Here is an 18115-nt window from a genome sequence, read left to right as displayed (position 1 = left end):
TTAAGGCTCTTCGGTTAGCGATGGGCGCTAGGTGCGGCTAGGGCACGGGCGGCGGCGACATCCGCATTGATCGCCGTTTTCAACGCCTCGAGGGAGGCGAAACGCTGCTCTTCACGCAGCTTTTGGTGGAAAACCACCGTCAAACGCCGGTCATACAGATCACCGGCAAAATCCAAAAGGTGAACTTCCAGGTGGGCCTTGCCATCACCTGCAACCGTGGGCCTGACGCCTATATTGGCGACTCCCGGCCACGATTGGCCGTCGATGTCGACGCTCACCAGGTAAACCCCGGTCAGCGGCACACGACGGCGCTTGAGCTGCACGTTGGCGGTTGGCGTGCCCAGTTGGCGCGCCAGCTTCTGGCCGTGCAATACCCGCCCGGCAATGCGGAACGGGCGACCGAGCAAACGCTCGGCCAAGGCGAAGTCGGCAGCGGCCAGGGCATTACGCACCTGGGTACTGCTCACGCGCAGGCCGTCCAGTTCGACGGTTTGCGCGGCTTCGACGGTAAAACCCTGGGTTACGCCGGCGTGCTGCAGAAAATCGAAATCGCCGACCCGATCACAGCCGAAACGGAAGTCGTCGCCGACCTCCAGGTGCTGTACGCCCAAGCCATCCACCAGGATACGGTCGACGAACTCGGCGGCGCTGAGGCTGCGCAAACGCTGGTTGAAGGCCAGGCACAGCACACGGTCCACGCCCTCCTCGGCCAACAGTTGCAGCTTGTCGCGCAAGCGGGCCAGGCGCGCTGGCGCCGTTTCCGGGGTAAAGAATTCCCGCGGCTGTGGCTCAAAAATCACCACGCAGCTGGGCACGCCCAACTCGACCGCGCGCTCGCGCAGCCGGGCCAGGATAGCCTGGTGGCCACGGTGTACACCGTCAAAGTTGCCAATAGTGGCGACGCAGCCCCGATGCTGGGGGCGCAGGTTGTGGAGACCTCGAACCAGCTGCATAACGCGCTTCTTGCTCATAAAGTGGTCGATTATAACCACACCCGGCCCCGGATCACAGGCAACAGCGCAGGGCAAAATGGATGGAATCGATAAAACACCGGTTTTATCGCGGCAAACTCGCTAACCCAGCGCCTTGCGATTGAAATCCCGCAGGCGGAAACCTTGCAGCAGCAACATCCCGAAGTACACCACCACGCCCGCCACCACCAGCACGCCCAGGCGCAAGAAACGCTCGAGCATATGGCCTTGATCCCAGGCCGGCATGAAGTGCATCAGGCCCAGCAATACCGCCGACATCATCGCCACCGCCACCAGCAGCTTGAGGGCAAACATGCCCCAGCCAGGCTGCGGCTGGAACATCTGCTGTTTGCGCAGCTGGTAAAACAGCAGGCCGGCATTGATACAAGCACCAGCGCTGATGGCCAGGGCCAGGCCGGCATGCGCCAGCGGGCCGATGAACACCAGGTTGAGCAGTTGCGTGACGACCAGCGTGAAGATCGCGATCTTCACCGGCGTGCGGATGTTTTGCTGGGCGTAGAACCCCGGCGCCAGCACTTTGATCACGATAATCCCAAGCAGACCGACCGAGTAAGCGATCAGCGCGCGCTGAGTCATCAAGGCATCGTGTGCGCCGAATTGCCCGTACTGGAACAACGACACCGTCAGCGGCTCGGCGAGGATTCCCAGGGCCAGGGAGCACGGCAACACCAGCACGAAGCACAGGCGCAGGCCCCAATCGAGAATGCGCGAGTATTCATGGCGGTCCTTGCTCGCGTAAGTACGCGCCAGCGTCGGCAGCAGAATCGTGCCCAGGGCCACGCCGAGGACGCCGGACGGCAGCTCCATCAAGCGATCGGCGTAGTACATCCACGACACCGAACCGGACACCAGCAATGAGGCGAACGCGGTGTTGATGATCAGCGAAATCTGGCTGACCGACACCCCGAGGATCGCCGGCAGCATATTGCGCATCACGCGCCAGACGCCGGTGTCCTTGAGGTTCAGGCGCGGCAACACGAGCATGCCGATCTTTTTCAGGTGCGGCAGTTGGTAGAGCAATTGCGCCAGGCCGCCGGCCAGGACGGCCCAGCCCAGGGCCATGACCGGCGGATCGAAGTAGGGCGTGAGGAACAGCGCGAAAATAATCATGCTGACGTTAAGCAGGGTCGGCACGAACGCAGGCACCGAGAAACGGTTCCAGGTATTGAGGATGGCGCCAGCCAGGGATGACAGGGAAATCAGCAATATGTAGGGGAAAGTCACCCGCAGCAGATCAGTGGTCAGTGCGAATCTTTCCGGCGTATTGGCAAAACCAGGCGCCGTGGCCCAGATCACCCACGGCGCGGCGAGCATGCCGGCCACAGTCACCAGCATCAACACCAGGGTCAGCAAGCCCGAGACATAGGCGATGAATGTGCGGGTCGCCTCCTCGCCCTGCTGCGTCTTGTATTCCGCCAGAATCGGCACGAACGCCTGGGAAAACGCGCCCTCGGCGAAGATCCGCCGCAACAGGTTGGGCAGTTTAAAGGCAATGAAGAACGCATCCGTGGCCATGCTGGCGCCGAAAATGCGTGCCAACAAGGTGTCACGCACAAACCCCAATACCCGGGAAATCATCGTGATTGAGCTGACGGCAGCCAACGATTTGAGCAGATTCATTGAAAGAGTTTGCGCCTATAGATAAAGAGCAGGCGAACTACGCGCCTACTTATGCGATACTGCGCGCCTGCAACAGCACAGCGCCAAAGCTCGCGAGTTTACAGGTCAAGCGCCGGAAATAAATCACCCGCCTCTTCAGATCGACCACTCAGCAGTTCGCATCAACCGCCCTTGACAACCCATCAACTCATCGGCATGATTCGCGGCCTATTTTGTTTGCTATTTCCTAAAAAGTCTTTCGAGGAGCTCGACGGTGGCCAACACACCTTCCGCCAAAAAACGTGCAAAACAGGCTGAGAAGCGTCGCAGCCACAACGCCAGCCTGCGTTCCATGGTTCGTACCTACATCAAGAATGTAGTTAAGGCCATTGACGCAAAAGACGCTGAAAAAGCTCAAGCTGCTTACGTTCTGGCTGTGCCAGTTATCGACCGTATGGCCGATAAAGGCATCATCCACAAGAACAAAGCTGCTCGCCATAAAGGTCGCCTGAACGGCCACATCAAGGCTCTGAACCTTGCTGCTGCAGCCTAAGCGATAAACTGCCACGCAGGTTTACCTGCGTAACAGTTAAGAAATGCCCCGTACCGAAAGGTCCGGGGCATTTTTGTTTGGGCGCCATACATCTTTATTGCACGCACAAAAAAACGCCCCGAACCAGTCGGGGCGTTTTTGCTACCACCTGATCAAAACATCGATCAATGGTGATGACCGCCTTCACCGTGGACGTGGCCGTGAGCGACTTCTTCCTGGGAAGCGTCGCGGATGGCAACGATCTTCACTTGGAAGTTCAGGCGCTGGCCTGCCAGAGGGTGGTTACCGTCGACAGTGACGTCGTCGCCGTCCAGATCACGGATGGTGACGATCTGCATTTGGCCGTCTGGCGCCGAAGCGTGGAACTGCATGCCCACTTCCAGTTCGTCGACACCTTCGAACATGCTGCGGCTCAGGGTGCTGACCAGTTCGGCGGAGTATTCGCCGTAAGCATTTTCAGGCTCTACGACAACGGTCAGTTCATCACCGACGCTCTTGCCGACCAGGGCGTTTTCCAGGCCCGGGATAATGTTGCCTGCGCCTTGCAGGTAGACCAGCGGCGCGCCGCCGGCTGAGCTGTCGATGACCTCACCAGCGTCGTTGGTCAGGGTATAGTCGATGGAGACAGCCTTGTTAGCGGCGATCGTCATGGGGCGAGACCTTTTGCATAAGAATGAAGAACGGACAAGTCTAAACAAGGATTTGCCCGAAAGCGAACAGAACCCGGACGGACGGGATCAATCAACGGCCGTCGTCATCATCGGATTCCACCAGGACGACGACCGGCACTGGGTTGCCGAGCTGTCATGCGGCCACACCCAGCACCTGCGCCACCAGCCGCCCTGGCAATCGCGCGCCTGGGTGCTCGACCCCGCACGCCGCCTGGAAAAAATAGGCCAGCCCTTTGCCTGCGGCTGGTGTGCGCAGGAGCGCGAATAACGATAACCTTGGCGCCTGATTCCCGGTAGGCACTCAACCATAGAGCGCCACCGAAGCCATGCACCTCCAGAGAATTCGCATGCAGACTTTTTTTATCGCGCCCACCGATTTTGGTGTGGGTCTGACCTCCATCAGCCTTGGGCTGGTCCGCACCCTTGAACGTGCCGGGTTGAAAGTCGGCTTCTTCAAACCGATTGCCCAGCCGCACCCCGGCGACACCGGCCCCGAACGCTCCACCGAGCTGGTGGCGCGCACCCACGGCCTCAAACCGCCGCAGCCCCTGGGCCTGGCCCATGTCGAGCGGATGCTCGGCGACGGCCAGCTCGACGAGTTGCTCGAAGAAATCATCACCCTGTATCAGCAGGCCGCCGTGGGCAAGGACGTGCTGATCGTCGAAGGCATGGTGCCGACCCGCAGCGCCAGCTATGCGGCGCGGGTCAACCTGCACCTGGCCAAGAGCCTGGATGCGGAAGTGATCCTGGTCTCGGCGCCGGAAAACGAAGTGCTCACCGAACTCTCCGGCCGCGTGGAGCTGCAGGCCCAACTGTTCGGCGGCCCGAAGGACCCGAAAGTGCTCGGCGTGATCCTCAACAAGGTACGCACCGATGAAAGCATGGAGGCCTTCTCGGCGCGCCTCAAGGAGCATTCGCCGTTGCTGCGCAGCGGGGATTTCCGCCTGCTCGGCTGCATTCCTTTCCAGCCCGAACTCAACGCGCCGCGCACCCGTGACGTCGCCGACCTGATGAGCGCACAGATCCTCAACGCCGGGGATTACGAAACCCGGCGCATGACCAAGATCATCATCTGCGCCCGCACCATGCGCAACACCGTGGAACTGCTCAAGCCGGGCGTGCTGGTGGTGACACCGGGTGACCGCGACGACATCATCCTCGCCGTCAGCCTGGCGGCGATCAACGGCGTGCCCCTGGCCGGCCTGCTGCTGACCAGCGACACCCTGCCCGACCCGCGCATCATGGACCTCTGCCGAGGCGCGTTCCAGGCCGGGTTGCCGGTGCTGTCGGTGAGTACCGGTTCCTACGAGACCGCGAACCTGCTCAACAACCTGAACAAGGAAATCCCCATCGATGACCGTGAGCGGGCCGAGATCATCACCGATTTCGTCGCCAGCCACCTCGATGCGCGCTGGCTGCACCAACGCTGCGGCACGCCACGGGAGATGCGCCTGTCGCCGGCAGTGTTCCGCTACCAGTTGATCCAACGCGCCCAGGCCGCCAACAAGCGCATCGTCCTGCCCGAAGGCAGCGAGCCGTTGACCGTGCAAGCCGCCGCGATCTGCCAGGCCCGTGGCATTGCCCGCTGCGTGTTGCTGGCCAAGCCGGCGGACGTCGAAGCGGTCGCCCGCGCCCAGGGCATCGAATTACCCGAAGGCCTGGAGATTCTCGACCCGGACCTGATCCGCGAGCGTTATGTCGAACCGATGGTCGCGTTGCGCAAAAGCAAGAGCCTCAACGCGCCGATGGCCGAACAGCAGCTCGAAGACACCGTGGTGATCGCGACCATGATGCTCGCCCTGGATGAAGTCGACGGCCTGGTCTCCGGCGTTATCCACTCCACCGCGAACACCATCCGCCCGGCCCTGCAACTGATCAAGACCGCGCCGGGCTGCACCCTGGTGTCGTCGGTGTTCTTCATGCTGTTCCCCGAACAGGTGCTGGTGTACGGCGACTGCGTGATGAACCCGCACCCGAGCGCCGTCGAACTGGCGGAAATCGCCCTGCAGAGCGCCGACTCGGCGGCCGCGTTCGGTATCACCCCTCGGGTGGCGATGATCAGCTATTCCAGCGGTGAGTCGGCCAGCGGCGAAGAGGTGGAAAAGGTCCGCGAAGCCACCCTGCTCGCCCATGAACAGCAAAGTTCGCTGCTGATCGACGGCCCGTTGCAATACGATGCTGCCGCCAACGAAACCGTCGCCCGGCAACTGGCGCCCAACAGCCTGGTGGCGGGCAAGGCCACGGTCTTCGTGTTCCCCGACCTGAACACCGGCAACACCACCCACAAGGCGGTACAACGCAGCGCCGATTGCGTCAGCCTCGGGCCGATGCTCCAGGGCCTGCGCAAACCGGTGAACGACCTGCCGCGCGGCGCCCAGGTCGACGACATTGTGTACACCATCGCCCTGACCGCGATTCAAGCCGCCAACCGACCTATGGATATCTAAATGCTGGATTTTCTACCTGCCGCCGTGCGCGGGGTAATCGCGTCGTTGCTGCTGGCGCTGAACACGATCCTGCTGTGTTCGTTCCTGTTCATCGTCGCACTGTTCAAGGCCCTGCCGTTCGCCAAACGTTTCAGCGAATGGCTGATGAACCACACCCATGAAGCCTGGATCAGCAACAACAAGGCGTGGATGAACCTGGTACGGCGCACCCGCTGGCACCTCAAAGGCCTGGAAGGGCTGGACTACCAGCACTCTTATCTGGTGACCAGCAACCACCAGAGCTGGGTCGACATCATGGTCCTGCAATACGTGCTCAATCGCCGGATTCGCCCGCTGAAGTTCTTTCTCAAGCAGGAACTGATCTGGGTGCCGGTGATTGGCCTGGCCTGGTGGGCGTTGGGCTTTCCGTTCATGAAGCGCTACTCCAAGGCCTACCTGGAAAAACACCCGGAGAAGAAAGGCAAGGACCTGGAAACCACCCGCAAGACCTGCGCGAAGTTTCGCGCCAACCCTGTGGGCATTTTCAACTTTGCCGAAGGCACGCGGTTTACCGTCGGCAAGCATGCGCAGCAGAAGTCGCCGTTTCGCTACCTGCTCAAGCCCAAGGCTGGCGGTATCGCGTTTGTGCTGGATGCCATGGGTGAGCAGCTCAAGTCGTTGGTCAATGTGACCATCCACTACCCCGCCGGGCGCCCAGGCTACTGGGACTTGTTGTGTGGGAATGTGCAGGACGTGGTGGTGCAGTTTGAAGAAGTGCAGATTCCGGCCGAGTTCATTGGCAAGAATTATGAGCAGGATAGTGAGTATCGGCTGGCGTTCCAGGCCTGGATCAACCGGTTGTGGGAAGACAAGGACGCGCTGCTGAAACAGTTGCACACCGACTACCCAGGCCGCCACTGATCAAAATGTGGGAGGGGGCTTGCTCCCGATAGCGGTGGTTCAGTCACCCGATGCTCTGACTGACACTCTGCAATCGGGGGCAAGCCCCCTCCCACATTTGACCGAGCCCGATCTCGAAGATGTGAAAAAGCCCGCCACCGATCACTCGGTGGCGGGCTTTTTGTAGCCGCGCGGTTTAGATCGCGCCGCGCTGACGCAACAGCTCCAGCACTTGCTTGACGCTGTCTTCCAGCGACAGGGCCTGGGTGTCGATCACCAGATCGGCATTCAACGGCACGTCGTAGGGGAAGGACTCGCCAGGGATGTTATCCCCACCGGCCGCGTACAAGCCTTGTGGATCACGCTCGGCGCACACCAGCGGCGAAGCCTGCACGTAGACCGTCAGCAAGCGGTCGGCACCGATCAGTGCCTTGGCCTGTTCACGCCCTTCGGCATCCGGTGCAACGAACGCGGCCAGGGTCAGCAGGCCGGCTTCGTTGAACTGGCGTGCGACGTGAGCCGCACGACGCCAGTTCTCGGTACGCCCGACGCGATCCTGCGGCAAGCCTTTGTTCAGGTCGTGGCGCAGGTTCTGGCCATCCAGCACAAACACCGCGCGGCCCATGTCGAACAACTTGCGCTCAACCGCATAGGCCAGGGTGCTTTTGCCGGCGCCCGACAAGCCGCTGAACAACACGGTGGCCGGCTGCTGACCGAAGCGCTGGGCGCGCTCTTCGGTGGCCACATGGGCCAACTTGCCGTGCTGCGCGGCGCTGCCGTGGCTGACCGGCGGCGCGATGATCATGCCCGCGGCCACGGTGCCATTGGTCAAGCGGTCGATGACGATGAACGCGCCGGTGGTGCGGTTGCTCGCGTAACCGTCCAGGGCGATGGCGGCGTCGAGGCTGACCTTGACCCGGCCGATTTCGTTCAACTGCAGCGAACTCGCCGGGCCTTCGGCCAGGGTGTTCACGTCCACGCGATGCACGATGCTGGTGATGGAACCCGGCACGTAGCTGGTGGCGCGCTTGATGTCGTATTTCTTGCCCGGCAGCATCGGCTCTTCGGCCATCCACACCAGCATGGCGTCGAAGGCGTCGGTCACTTGCGGCACGTTGTCGGCATGCACCAGCAGGTCGCCACGGGAGATGTCGATCTCGTCTTCCATGGTCAGGGTCACGGCCTGGCCGGGACCGGCGTGTTCCAGTTCACCGTCGAAGGTGACGATGGATTTGACGCGGCTGCTCTTGCCCGACGGCAGCACCACGACTTCGTCGCCCTTGTGGACGATGCCGCTGGCCAGGGTGCCGGCGAAACCGCGGAAGTTCAGGTTCGGACGGTTGACGTACTGCACCGGGAAACGCAGGTCGGTGTAGTTGCGGTCGTTGGCGATCTCGACGGTCTCGAGGATCTCCATCAGCGACTGGCCGGTGTACCACGGCGAACGCTCGCTCTTGTTCACCACGTTGTCGCCCTTGAGCGCCGACATCGGCACGAACGCCATGGTGCTCGGTTTGAAGGCGATGCCGTCGGCGAACTTCAGGTAGTCGGCCTTGATCTGCTCGAATACGCCTTCGTCGAAGCCGTTGAGGTCCATCTTGTTGATGGCGACCACGATGTGCTTGATGCCCAGCAACGAGGCAATGAAGCTGTGGCGACGGGTCTGGGTCTGCACGCCGTAGCGCGCGTCGACCAGGATGATCGCCAGGTCACAGGTGGACGCACCAGTGGCCATGTTGCGGGTGTACTGCTCATGGCCGGGGGTGTCGGCGATGATGAATTTACGCTTGGCGGTGGAGAAGTAGCGGTAGGCGACATCGATGGTGATGCCTTGCTCGCGCTCGGCCTGCAGGCCGTCGACCAGCAGAGCCAGGTCGATGTCGTCACCAGTGGTGCCGACCTTCTTCGAATCGCGGGTGATGGCTTCCAGGTGATCTTCGTAGATCATCTTGGAGTCGTGCAGCAGGCGCCCGATCAGGGTGCTCTTGCCGTCGTCGACGTTGCCGCAGGTCAGGAAGCGCAACATTTCCTTGCGCTCGTGCTGGCCCAGGTAGGCGAGGATGTCCTCGCTGATCAAATCAGATTGATGCGACATGACAACCCCTTAGAAATAGCCTTGACGTTTTTTATCTTCCATCGAGCCGGCACCATCGTGGTCGATGACCCGGCCCTGGCGCTCGGAAGTTCGCGTCAGGAGCATTTCCTGAATGATGTCCGTCAGCGTCTCCGCTTCGGACTCCACCGCGCCCGTCAACGGGTAGCAGCCAAGGGTACGGAAACGGACTTTCTTTTTGACGATGCGGGCTTTGTCTTCGTCGGACAAGTGCTCGAGGATGCGGTCGTCGTCGATCATGATCAACGTGCCGTTCTTCTCGATCACATCGCGCTCGGCGGCGAAGTACAGCGGCACGATCGGGATGCCTTCCAGGTAGATGTACTGCCAGATGTCCAGTTCGGTCCAGTTGGACAGCGGGAACACACGGATCGACTCGCCCTTGTTGACGTTGCCGTTATAGACGTTCCACAGCTCCGGGCGCTGGTTTTTCGGGTCCCAGCGGTGCTTGCTGTCGCGGAACGAGTACACGCGCTCTTTGGCACGGGATTTCTCTTCATCGCGACGGGCACCGCCGAAGGCTGCGTCGAAACCATACTTGTCCAGGGCCTGCTTGAGGCCTTCGGTCTTCATGATGTCGGTGTGCTTGGCGCTGCCGTGGGTGAACGGGTTGATGCCCTGCGCCACACCGTCCGGGTTGACGTGGGTGATCAGGTCCAGGCCCAGTTCTTCAACCATGCGGTCGCGGAACGTGTACATCTCCTGGAATTTCCACTGGGTGTCGACGTGCATCACCGGGAACGGCAGCTTGCCCGGGAAGAACGCCTTGCGTGCCAGGTGCAGCATCACGGCGGAGTCTTTACCGATCGAGTAGAGCATCACCGGGTTGTCGAACTCGGCGGCGACCTCGCGGATGATGTGGATGCTTTCCGCCTCCAGCTGTTTCAGATGCGTCAGTTTGTCGACCATGGCTACTCACGGAAAAACGATCTTATGGACGGCCAGCGGGCCGTGTTCGAGCGAGGCATGCTAGCACAGCACCTGCTTCTATTCAGGGCGCCGACTAGATCGAAACGGTATATGGATATGCCCCGAGGTTTGGCGGTGATGGCCGGCCGAACCCTCCCAAATGTGGGAGGGTGGTGTGCGTTAGATCGGGTTGGGACAATCGATGAACAAATGCTCCAGGGCGAAACGCCGCGCCAGGTAATCGCCCAGCGCCTGCACACCGTAACGCTCAGTGGCGTGATGGCCGGCGGCGATAAAGCTGATGTCGTTTTCGCGCGCGCTATGGAAGGTCTGTTCGGAGGCTTCGCCGCTCAGGTACAGGTCGACGCCGGCCGCAATCGCCTGATCGATGTAACCCTGGCCACCGCCGGTACACCAGCCGACGCGGCGGATCATCTCGCTGCCTTCGATCAGCAGCGGCTCGCGCCCCAACACGCTCTGCACGCGGTGGGCGAAGTCACGCGGCGACAGCGGCTCGGCGAGGGAGCCGACCAGCCCGACGATCTTGAGGTCGGCCGGGTCCAGCGGGCCTTCGACGGTGATGTCCAACTGCCGAGCAAGCTGTACGTTGTTGCCGACTTCGGCGTGCAGGTCCAGCGGCAGGTGGTAGGCCAGCAGGCTGATGTCGTGCTTGAGCAGGGTCTTCAGGCGGCGCTGCTTCATGCCGGTGATGCACGGGTTCTCGCCCTTCCAGAAATAACCGTGGTGGACCAGCACCAGGTCGGCCTGGGCTTCGACGGCGGCGTCGAGCAATGCCTGGCTGGCGGTGACGCCGCTGACGATACGCATCACCTGCGGGCGCCCCTCGACCTGCAGGCCGTTGGGGCAGTAATCGGCAATTTTTGCGCTGCCGAGGTAGCGGTCCGCTTCCTCGACGAGGGTGCTCAAAGCAACGGCCATAAAAGACTCCTAAATATCCCGTTCCGAGGCGCTCGCAGCCTCGTATAATGCGCGACATTATGGGCGCTCCCCCGCCCCCTGCAACCTGTCAGGACTTACTTGATGCTCAAGGCACTGCGTTTTTTTGGATGGCCATTGCTGGCTGGCGTGCTGATCGCGATGATGATTATTCAGCGTTACCCCCAGTGGGTGGGCTTACCGAGCCTTGATGTGAACCTGCAACAGGCCCCGCAAACCAATACGATGGTGCAAGGCCCGGTGACCTACGCCGACGCCGTGGTCATCGCCGCCCCTGCGGTGGTCAACCTGTACACCACCAAGGTCGTCAACAAGCCGGCGCACCCGCTGTTCGAAGACCCGCAGTTCCGCCGCTATTTCGGCGACAACAGCCCCAAGCAGCGACGCATGGAATCCAGCTTGGGGTCCGGGGTGATCATGAGCCCGGAAGGCTACATCCTCACCAACAACCACGTGACCACCGGCGCCGACCAGATTGTGGTAGCCCTGCGCGACGGCCGCGAAACCCTGGCCCGCGTGGTCGGCAGCGACCCGGAAACCGACCTCGCGGTGCTGAAGATCGACCTGAAAAACCTGCCCGCGATCACCATCGGCCGCTCCGAAGGGCTGCGGGTCGGCGATGTCGCGCTGGCCATCGGCAACCCGTTCGGCGTCGGCCAGACGGTCACCATGGGCATCATCAGCGCCACCGGGCGTAACCAGTTGGGCCTCAACAGCTACGAAGACTTCATCCAGACCGACGCCGCGATCAACCCGGGCAACTCCGGCGGCGCGCTGGTGGATGCCAACGGCAACCTGACCGGCATCAACACGGCGATTTTCTCCAAGTCCGGCGGCTCCCAGGGCATCGGTTTTGCGATCCCGGTCAAGCTGGCGATGGAAGTGATGAAGTCGATCATCGAGCACGGCCAGGTGATCCGTGGCTGGCTGGGGATCGAAGTGCAGCCGCTGAGCAAGGAACTGGCCGAGTCGTTTGGCCTGACCGGGCGCCCGGGCATCGTGGTCGCCGGGATCTTCCGCGATGGCCCGGCGCAAAAGGCCGGCCTGCAACTGGGCGATGTGATCCTCAGCATCGACGGCGAACCGGCCGGTGATGGCCGCAAGTCGATGAACCAAGTGGCGCGGATCAAACCGACCGACAAGGTCACGATCCAGGTGATGCGCAACGGTAAAGAACTCAACCTGACGGCGGAAATCGGCCTGCGCCCACCGCCCGCGCCGGTGACGGAAGAGGAATAACCTGCGCCCTCCGGGTGCCCGTTCGCGGGCACCTGTAAGCACATATTTCAGAACCGAATCGCCGACATAATGACATGTTATATTGTTTCAATATCGCTATTGGAACGCTCTATCATGTCGCCTCGCACGTTTTCCCCCTTGGCCGGCCTGGCCTTGGGTTTGCTGCTGGACCCCGCCTGCGCCGAAGACACCCGCATTGAACTGGACGCCATCAGCGTCACCACCGACGCCTACGAATCCGCCACCGGCCCGGTCAACGGCTATCGCGCCACCCGCTCCGCCAGCGCAACCAAGACCGACACCGCGCTGCGCGACATCCCGCAATCCATCAGCGTGATTCCCGCCAACGTGCTCAAGGACCTGGGCAGCACCGACGTGGAACGCGCCCTGGAATTTGCCGGCGGCGTCTCCAAGCAGAACAACTTCGGCGGCCTCACCCTCTACGAATACAGCGTGCGCGGCTTCACTACGTCGGAGTTCTACCAGGACGGCTTCAGCGCCAACCGCGGTTACCCGAGCACGCCGGATGCCGCCAATCTCGAACGCATCGAAGTGCTCAAAGGCCCCGCCGCCAGCCTGTACGGACGCGGCGATCCCGGCGGCACGGTGAATATCGTCACCAAGAAACCCCAGCCCGACGCGTTCACCACCCTGCAAACCAGCGCCGGCAGTTGGGACCGCTATCGCACCGCGCTGGACGTGAACACCCCGCTCGACAGCGAAGGGCAGCTGCTGACACGGGTCAACCTGGCGGTGGAAGACAACCATAGTTTCCGCGATCACGTAGACGCCAAGCGGGTGTTCGTCGCGCCGTCCTTCAGTTGGCAACTGGCCCCCGACACGCACCTGCTGGTGGAAAGCGAATTCGTGCGCCACCGCTCCACCTTCGACCGCGGCATCGTCGCGCCGCGCGGCATGTCGCGCTCCACCTTCCTCGGCGAGCCCAACGACGGCGACATCAACAACCACAACAACCGCCTCCAGGCCACCCTCGAACATCACCTCAACGACACGTGGGCCCTGCGCCTGGCCAGCCATTACAAACAAGGCAGCCTGTGGGGCGACGCTTCGGAAAACCGCGCGCTGAACAGCGACGGCCACACCGTCAACCGCCGCTACCGCGAACGCTCCATGGGTTGGCACGACAGCATCACCCAGCTGGAACTGCGCGGTCTGTTCGACATCGGTCGTTGGCAACATGAGCTGCTGATCGGCACCGAGTACGAGGATTACCGCAAGAAGGAACGCGTGACCGCCATCGCCGGCAGCCCCTACGCGATCGACATCTACAACCCGGTCTACGGCCAGCCCAAACCCAATGGCGAGCGCTCCGGCACTGACTTCTCCGAACAGGTAAAAAGCCAGGCACTGAACCTGCAAGACCAGATCATCTTCACCGAACGCCTGCGCGGCATGCTCGGCGCGCGCTTCGAGCACTTCGAGCAACACACCGACGACTTCACCCGCGATCACGCCAAGAGCCGCCAGACCCACGACGCCCTGACCCAGCGCGCCGGCCTGCTCTATCAGCTCACACCTGAAGTCGGGGTGTTCGCCAACGCCTCGACCTCATTCAAGCCGAACAACGGCCTGGACGCTGGCGGCCAATCCTTCAAGCCTGAAGAGGGCGTGGGGTATGAAGTGGGGATCAAGAGCGAGCTGTTCGACGAGCGCCTCAGCGCGACCCTCGCCGCGTTCCACATCGAGAAGGAAAACGTGCTGGCCGTGGACCCCGCCACCGACACCCAACGCGCCATGGGCAAGGCACGCAGCCAAGGGTTTGACCTGCAACTGAGCGGGCAACTGAGCGAGGCGGTGCGCGTGATCGGCGCGTTCGCCTACATCGATGCCGAAGTGACCAAGGGCGATAAAGCCATCCCCACCGGCAGCCGCATTCTCGGCGTGGCCAAGCGCAGCGGCAGCCTGTTGGGCGTGTATGAATTCCAGGACGGCACGTTGCGCGGTTCAGACGTGGGCGCGGCGTTCACCTATGTCGGTGATCGCTCCGGTGAAGCCGGCGGCAGCTTCGAACTGCCCGCCTATCACACCGTGGACCTGCTGGCGCATTACAAAGCCACCGACAACGTCACCGTGGGCCTGAACCTTAACAACCTGTTTGATGAAAAGTACTACGAACGCGCCTACAGCAATTACTGGGTCAGCCCCGGTGAACCGCGCAACTTCACGGTCAGCCTGACCCTCAACCTGTAACACGGTCAAACCTGTGGGAGGGGCTTGCCCCCGATAGCGCTACAACAGTCACCTCACCCAGTGACTGGCAAACCGCTATCGGGAGCAAGCCCCTTCCCACATTACAGTGCCACGGGGGCCCGCTCGCACAGGGTGTTAAGCGCCACCGCCCACTGCTCGCTGTCATTCAAGCACGGCACCAGCACCAACTCCTCGCCGCCCGCTGCGCGGAATTGCTCCCGGCCACGGTCGCCGATCTCTTCCAGCGTCTCGATGCAGTCGGCCACGAACGCCGGGCACATCACCAGCAGCTTTTTCACGCCTTGCTGGGCCAACGCTTCCAGGCGTGCCTCGGTGTAGGGTTCGATCCACTTCGCCCGGCCCAGGCGCGACTGGAATGCCACCGACCATTTACCATCCGGCAGCCCCATGCGCTCGGCAAAATTGCGGGCGACGCTGAAGCACTGCGCGCGGTAACACGTGGCAAGCACCTGCGGCGAAGCGTTGCGGCAGCAATCGGCATCCTTGAAGCAATGCGCGCCGGTAGGGTCGAGCTTGGTCAGATGGCGCTCGGGCAGGCCGTGGAAACTCAGGAGCAGGTGGTCGTACTCCTGCGCCACGTAAGGCCGCACGCTCGCCGCCAGCGCATCGAGGTACTCCGGCTGATCGTAGAACGGTTGCAGGATCGAGAACTGCACCTTGAGCTTCTTGTCGCGCACCACCCGCTGGGCTTCTTCAATCACCGTGGTCACGGTGCTGTCGGCGAACTGCGGGTACAACGGCGCCAGGGTGATTTTCTGAACCCCCTGGGCGGCCAGGCGCGTCAGGGTCGTTTCAAGGGACGGCTCGCCATAACGCATCGCCAGCTCCACCGGCCCCTGGGTCCACTGCGCAGTCATTTTCTGTTGCAGGCGCTGGCTGAGCACCACCAGCGGCGAGCCTTCCTCCCACCAGATCGAGGCATAGGCATGGGCCGACTGCTCGGGACGCTTGATCAGGATCAGCGACACCAGCAAGCGCCGCACCGGCCACGGCAGGTCGATCACGTAAGGGTCCATCAGGAACTGATTGAGGTAGCTGCGCACATCGGCCACCGAAGTAGACGCCGGTGACCCCAGGTTGACCAGTAACAACGCGTGATCCGTCATGCAACATCCTATCTCTAGAGGCGGCTGGACAAGTCGTCCAAGGCCGCCTTCAACTCAGTGAACTGGAAAATGAAACCGGCCGCCAACAGGCGTTCGGGCAAAGCTTTCTGGCCGCCCAGCAACAAACCGGACAACTCGCCCAACCCCACCTTCAACACGAAGGCCGGCATGGGCATGAACGCCGGGCGGTGCAGCACCTGGCCCAACGTCTTGGCAAACTCGCGGTTACGCACCGGGTGCGGCGCGCAGGCATTATAGGGACCGCGGGCGTCGTGCTGGTGCAGAAGAAAATCTATCAGCGCGATTTGATCGTGGATATGCACCCACGGCATCCACTGCCGACCATTCCCAATCGGCCCGCCCAGTGCCAGCTTGAACGGCAGCAACAGCCGCGACAAAAAGCCGCCCTCGGCCGCCAGCACCAGCCCGGTACGCACCAGCACCACGCGAATGCCCAGGGCTTCGGCGCGCTGGGCGGTTTCTTCCCAGGCGACGCACAACTGGCTGGGGAAATCGTCCTGCACCGGGCCGCTGGCTTCGGTCAGTTCGCGCTCGCCGCCGTCGCCGTACCAGCCCACGGCAGAACCGGAAATCAACACCGCCGGTTTCTCCGCCAGGCCTTCCAGCCACACCAGCAGGGTTTCGGTCAGACTGATGCGGCTGCTCCACAGCAGCGCCTTGCGTTTATGCGTCCAGGGGCGATCGGCGATTGGCGCGCCGGCCAGATTAATGACCGCGTCCACCGGGCCGATAACCTCTTGCAGGCTGGCGACACCGCGCACCGCATCGCCACATAACCGGGCGACCTGTTCAGGGCGACGGCTCCACACCGTCAGGCGATGCCCTTGCGCCAGCCAATGTTGGCAGAGTTGACGGCCGATCAGGCCGGTACCGCCGGTCAGCAAAATATGCATGGGATCTTCCTCATGTAACGTTCGCCACCGATCACTGGTCTATTTTATAAGCAGGGATCATTTGCAATCGGGCGTGACATTGATTTAAGCCTCAGCTTTAACCATAGGTCACTCCAAACGATCAGGTACGCCAAAACTTATACCAAAAAACAATATTGTACAGCTATTGGTGTCGGCGTAGTCTGTACCCAACGGTAAAACGAGGCCTCCCATGACTGTCCCCATCGCGATCATCGGCACCGGCATCGCCGGTCTCTCCGCCGCCCGAGCGTTACGAGACGCCGGGCATGTTGTACAACTCTTCGATAAAAGCCGCGGCAGTGGTGGCCGCATGTCCAGCAAGCGCAGCGACGCCGGCGCACTGGACATGGGCGCGCAGTACTTCACCGCCCGCGACCGCCGCTTCGTCAACGAAGTGCAGCGCTGGCAAGGTAATGGCTGGGCCGAGCAATGGAAGCCGCAGCTGTATAACTTCAAGTCCGGCGAACTCACGCCCTCCCCCGATGAACAGATCCGCTGGGTCGGCACGCCGCGCATGAGCGCCATCACCCGCGCCCTGCTCGACGACCTGCCGGTGCAGTTCAGCTGCCGTATCACCGAAGTGTTCCAAGGCAAACGGCACTGGAACCTGCTGGACGCCGACGGCGGCAACCATGGTCCGTTCAGCCACGTCATCATCGCCACGCCCGCCCCGCAAGCGACCGCCCTGCTGGCCGCCGCACCGAAGCTGGCAAGTGCCGCCGCCGGCGTGAAGATGGACCCGACCTGGGCCATTGCCCTGGCCTTCGACAAGCCGCTGGAAACCCCGATGGAAGGCTGCTTCGTGCAAGACAGCGCCCTCGACTGGCTGGCCCGCAACCGCAGCAAACCGGGGCGCGACACCGTCCTCGACACCTGGGTGCTGCACGCCACCAGCGCCTGGAGCAAAGAACATCTGGACCTGCCCAAAGAAGCAGTGATCGAACACCTGCACGGCGCCTTCGCCGAACTGCTGCACAGCGCCATGCCCGCGCCCTCGTTCAGCCTGGCGCACCGCTGGCTCTACGCACGACCGTCCAGCGCCCATGAATTCGGCGTGCTGGCCGACGCCGACCTGGGCTTGTACGTCTGTGGCGACTGGTGCCTGTCGGGCCGCGTGGAAGGCGCCTGGCTCAGTGGCCAGGAAGCCGCGCGACGCTTGATCGAGCACCTGTAATGAACCGCATAAACCCCGCTAAATTGCTGCTGTCGAAGTGGACAGCAGCACACCCGCGCAACAAGGAAAAACACTTCCTGGTCACCGAACTGTTTTGTGATGAAGAAGGCAACGTGCTCGACATCGAGCTGCAAGCCGTCATGACCCGGCGCGGTGAGCGCCTGCCCTGGCAAACCCTGCAAAGCGCCGAGGACTGGCGAATCGGCTGGAAATAGCCCTCGCACAAATACTTGTACAAACCATTTGACTTGTACAGCATCAAACCTATGATGAGATTTAGCTGTACATGCTTTTACGCTTGTACAGGAA

Annotated in this window: 16 protein-coding genes; 8 read left to right on the top strand and 8 right to left on the bottom strand. The window is 62.1% G+C overall.

Going from position 1 to position 18115, the window contains the following annotated elements:
• Positions 1–14: 14 nt before the first annotated feature.
• Both ribF and murJ read right to left on the bottom strand, forming a co-directional pair.
• Positions 15–953: a bifunctional riboflavin kinase/FAD synthetase gene (gene ribF / locus RGV59_RS09755; RefSeq protein WP_017845491.1), complete on the bottom strand. Its 939-nt coding sequence runs from the start codon at positions 951–953 to the stop codon at positions 15–17.
• Positions 954–1073: 120 nt separating this feature from the next.
• Positions 1074–2612, bottom strand: coding sequence for a murein biosynthesis integral membrane protein MurJ (murJ, locus tag RGV59_RS09750; protein WP_017845492.1), 1539 nt, complete (start codon positions 2610–2612; stop codon positions 1074–1076).
• 253 nt (positions 2613–2865) lie between these two features.
• On the opposite strand from murJ, the gene rpsT reads away from it, so the two are divergent.
• Positions 2866–3144, top strand: a complete 279-nt coding sequence (gene rpsT / locus RGV59_RS09745; protein ID WP_003215870.1) for a 30S ribosomal protein S20 — start codon at positions 2866–2868, stop codon at positions 3142–3144.
• A gap of 164 nt (positions 3145–3308) precedes the next feature.
• On the opposite strand, the gene RGV59_RS09740 is transcribed toward rpsT, so the two are convergent.
• Entirely contained in the window at positions 3309–3794 is a 486-nt protein-coding gene (locus RGV59_RS09740; protein ID WP_017845493.1) for an FKBP-type peptidyl-prolyl cis-trans isomerase, read from the bottom strand.
• On the opposite strand from RGV59_RS09740, the gene RGV59_RS09735 reads away from it, so the two are divergent.
• From RGV59_RS09735 to RGV59_RS09725, 3 genes are all read left to right on the top strand, one after another.
• Positions 3793–4083, top strand: coding sequence for a DUF3565 domain-containing protein (locus tag RGV59_RS09735; RefSeq protein WP_046384743.1), 291 nt, complete (start codon positions 3793–3795; stop codon positions 4081–4083). The two genes, RGV59_RS09740 and RGV59_RS09735, sit on opposite strands and share 2 nt — an antisense overlap.
• A gap of 79 nt (positions 4084–4162) precedes the next feature.
• Positions 4163–6262: a phosphate acetyltransferase gene (gene pta, locus RGV59_RS09730; RefSeq protein ID WP_017845495.1), complete on the top strand. Its 2100-nt coding sequence runs from the start codon at positions 4163–4165 to the stop codon at positions 6260–6262.
• The gene (locus tag RGV59_RS09725; protein WP_046384745.1) at positions 6263–7162 is read left to right on the top strand and encodes an acyltransferase; all 900 of its coding nucleotides are present in this window, start codon (positions 6263–6265) and stop codon (positions 7160–7162) included.
• Between the two features lie 175 nt (positions 7163–7337).
• On the opposite strand, the gene cysN is transcribed toward RGV59_RS09725, so the two are convergent.
• The 3 genes from cysN to RGV59_RS09710 form a co-directional block, all read right to left on the bottom strand.
• Complete coding sequence (cysN, locus tag RGV59_RS09720) at positions 7338–9236, bottom strand: sulfate adenylyltransferase subunit CysN (RefSeq protein ID WP_046488067.1); 1899 nt, start codon at positions 9234–9236, stop codon at positions 7338–7340.
• A gap of 9 nt (positions 9237–9245) precedes the next feature.
• Entirely contained in the window at positions 9246–10163 is a 918-nt protein-coding gene (gene cysD / locus RGV59_RS09715) for a sulfate adenylyltransferase subunit CysD (RefSeq protein ID WP_010565604.1), read from the bottom strand.
• A gap of 180 nt (positions 10164–10343) precedes the next feature.
• Positions 10344–11102, bottom strand: a complete 759-nt coding sequence (locus tag RGV59_RS09710; RefSeq protein ID WP_017845498.1) for a Nif3-like dinuclear metal center hexameric protein — start codon at positions 11100–11102, stop codon at positions 10344–10346.
• Positions 11103–11204: 102 nt separating this feature from the next.
• On the opposite strand from RGV59_RS09710, the gene algW reads away from it, so the two are divergent.
• The gene (gene algW, locus RGV59_RS09705) at positions 11205–12359 is read left to right on the top strand and encodes a Do family serine endopeptidase AlgW (RefSeq protein WP_017845499.1); all 1155 of its coding nucleotides are present in this window, start codon (positions 11205–11207) and stop codon (positions 12357–12359) included.
• 114 nt (positions 12360–12473) lie between these two features.
• Entirely contained in the window at positions 12474–14570 is a 2097-nt protein-coding gene (locus tag RGV59_RS09700; protein ID WP_126585818.1) for a TonB-dependent siderophore receptor, read from the top strand.
• Positions 14571–14671: 101 nt separating this feature from the next.
• On the opposite strand, the gene hemH is transcribed toward RGV59_RS09700, so the two are convergent.
• Complete coding sequence (gene hemH / locus RGV59_RS09695; RefSeq protein WP_017845501.1) at positions 14672–15697, bottom strand: ferrochelatase; 1026 nt, start codon at positions 15695–15697, stop codon at positions 14672–14674.
• A 14-nt stretch (positions 15698–15711) separates the two neighbouring features.
• Positions 15712–16611: a TIGR01777 family oxidoreductase gene (locus tag RGV59_RS09690; RefSeq protein ID WP_126585819.1), complete on the bottom strand. Its 900-nt coding sequence runs from the start codon at positions 16609–16611 to the stop codon at positions 15712–15714.
• Between the two features lie 211 nt (positions 16612–16822).
• Here RGV59_RS09690 and RGV59_RS09685 point away from each other — a divergent pair, with 211 nt between their 5' ends.
• Both RGV59_RS09685 and RGV59_RS09680 read left to right on the top strand, forming a co-directional pair.
• Positions 16823–17806 (top strand): NAD(P)/FAD-dependent oxidoreductase, encoded by a 984-nt coding sequence (locus RGV59_RS09685; RefSeq protein WP_017845503.1) that lies wholly within the window; start codon positions 16823–16825, stop codon positions 17804–17806.
• Positions 17806–18021, top strand: coding sequence for a TIGR02450 family Trp-rich protein (locus RGV59_RS09680; protein ID WP_017845504.1), 216 nt, complete (start codon positions 17806–17808; stop codon positions 18019–18021). Before RGV59_RS09685 ends, RGV59_RS09680 begins: the two co-directional genes overlap by 1 nt.
• The last annotated feature ends 94 nt before the right edge of the window (positions 18022–18115 follow it).

The sequence above is a fragment of the Pseudomonas sp. FG1 genome, from assembly GCF_034313875.1.
Taxonomy (GTDB): Bacteria; Pseudomonadota; Gammaproteobacteria; order Pseudomonadales; family Pseudomonadaceae; genus Aquipseudomonas; species Aquipseudomonas veronii.
Note: the sequence above shows the minus strand (reverse complement) of the source record. Positions and strands in the feature narration are given on the sequence as shown.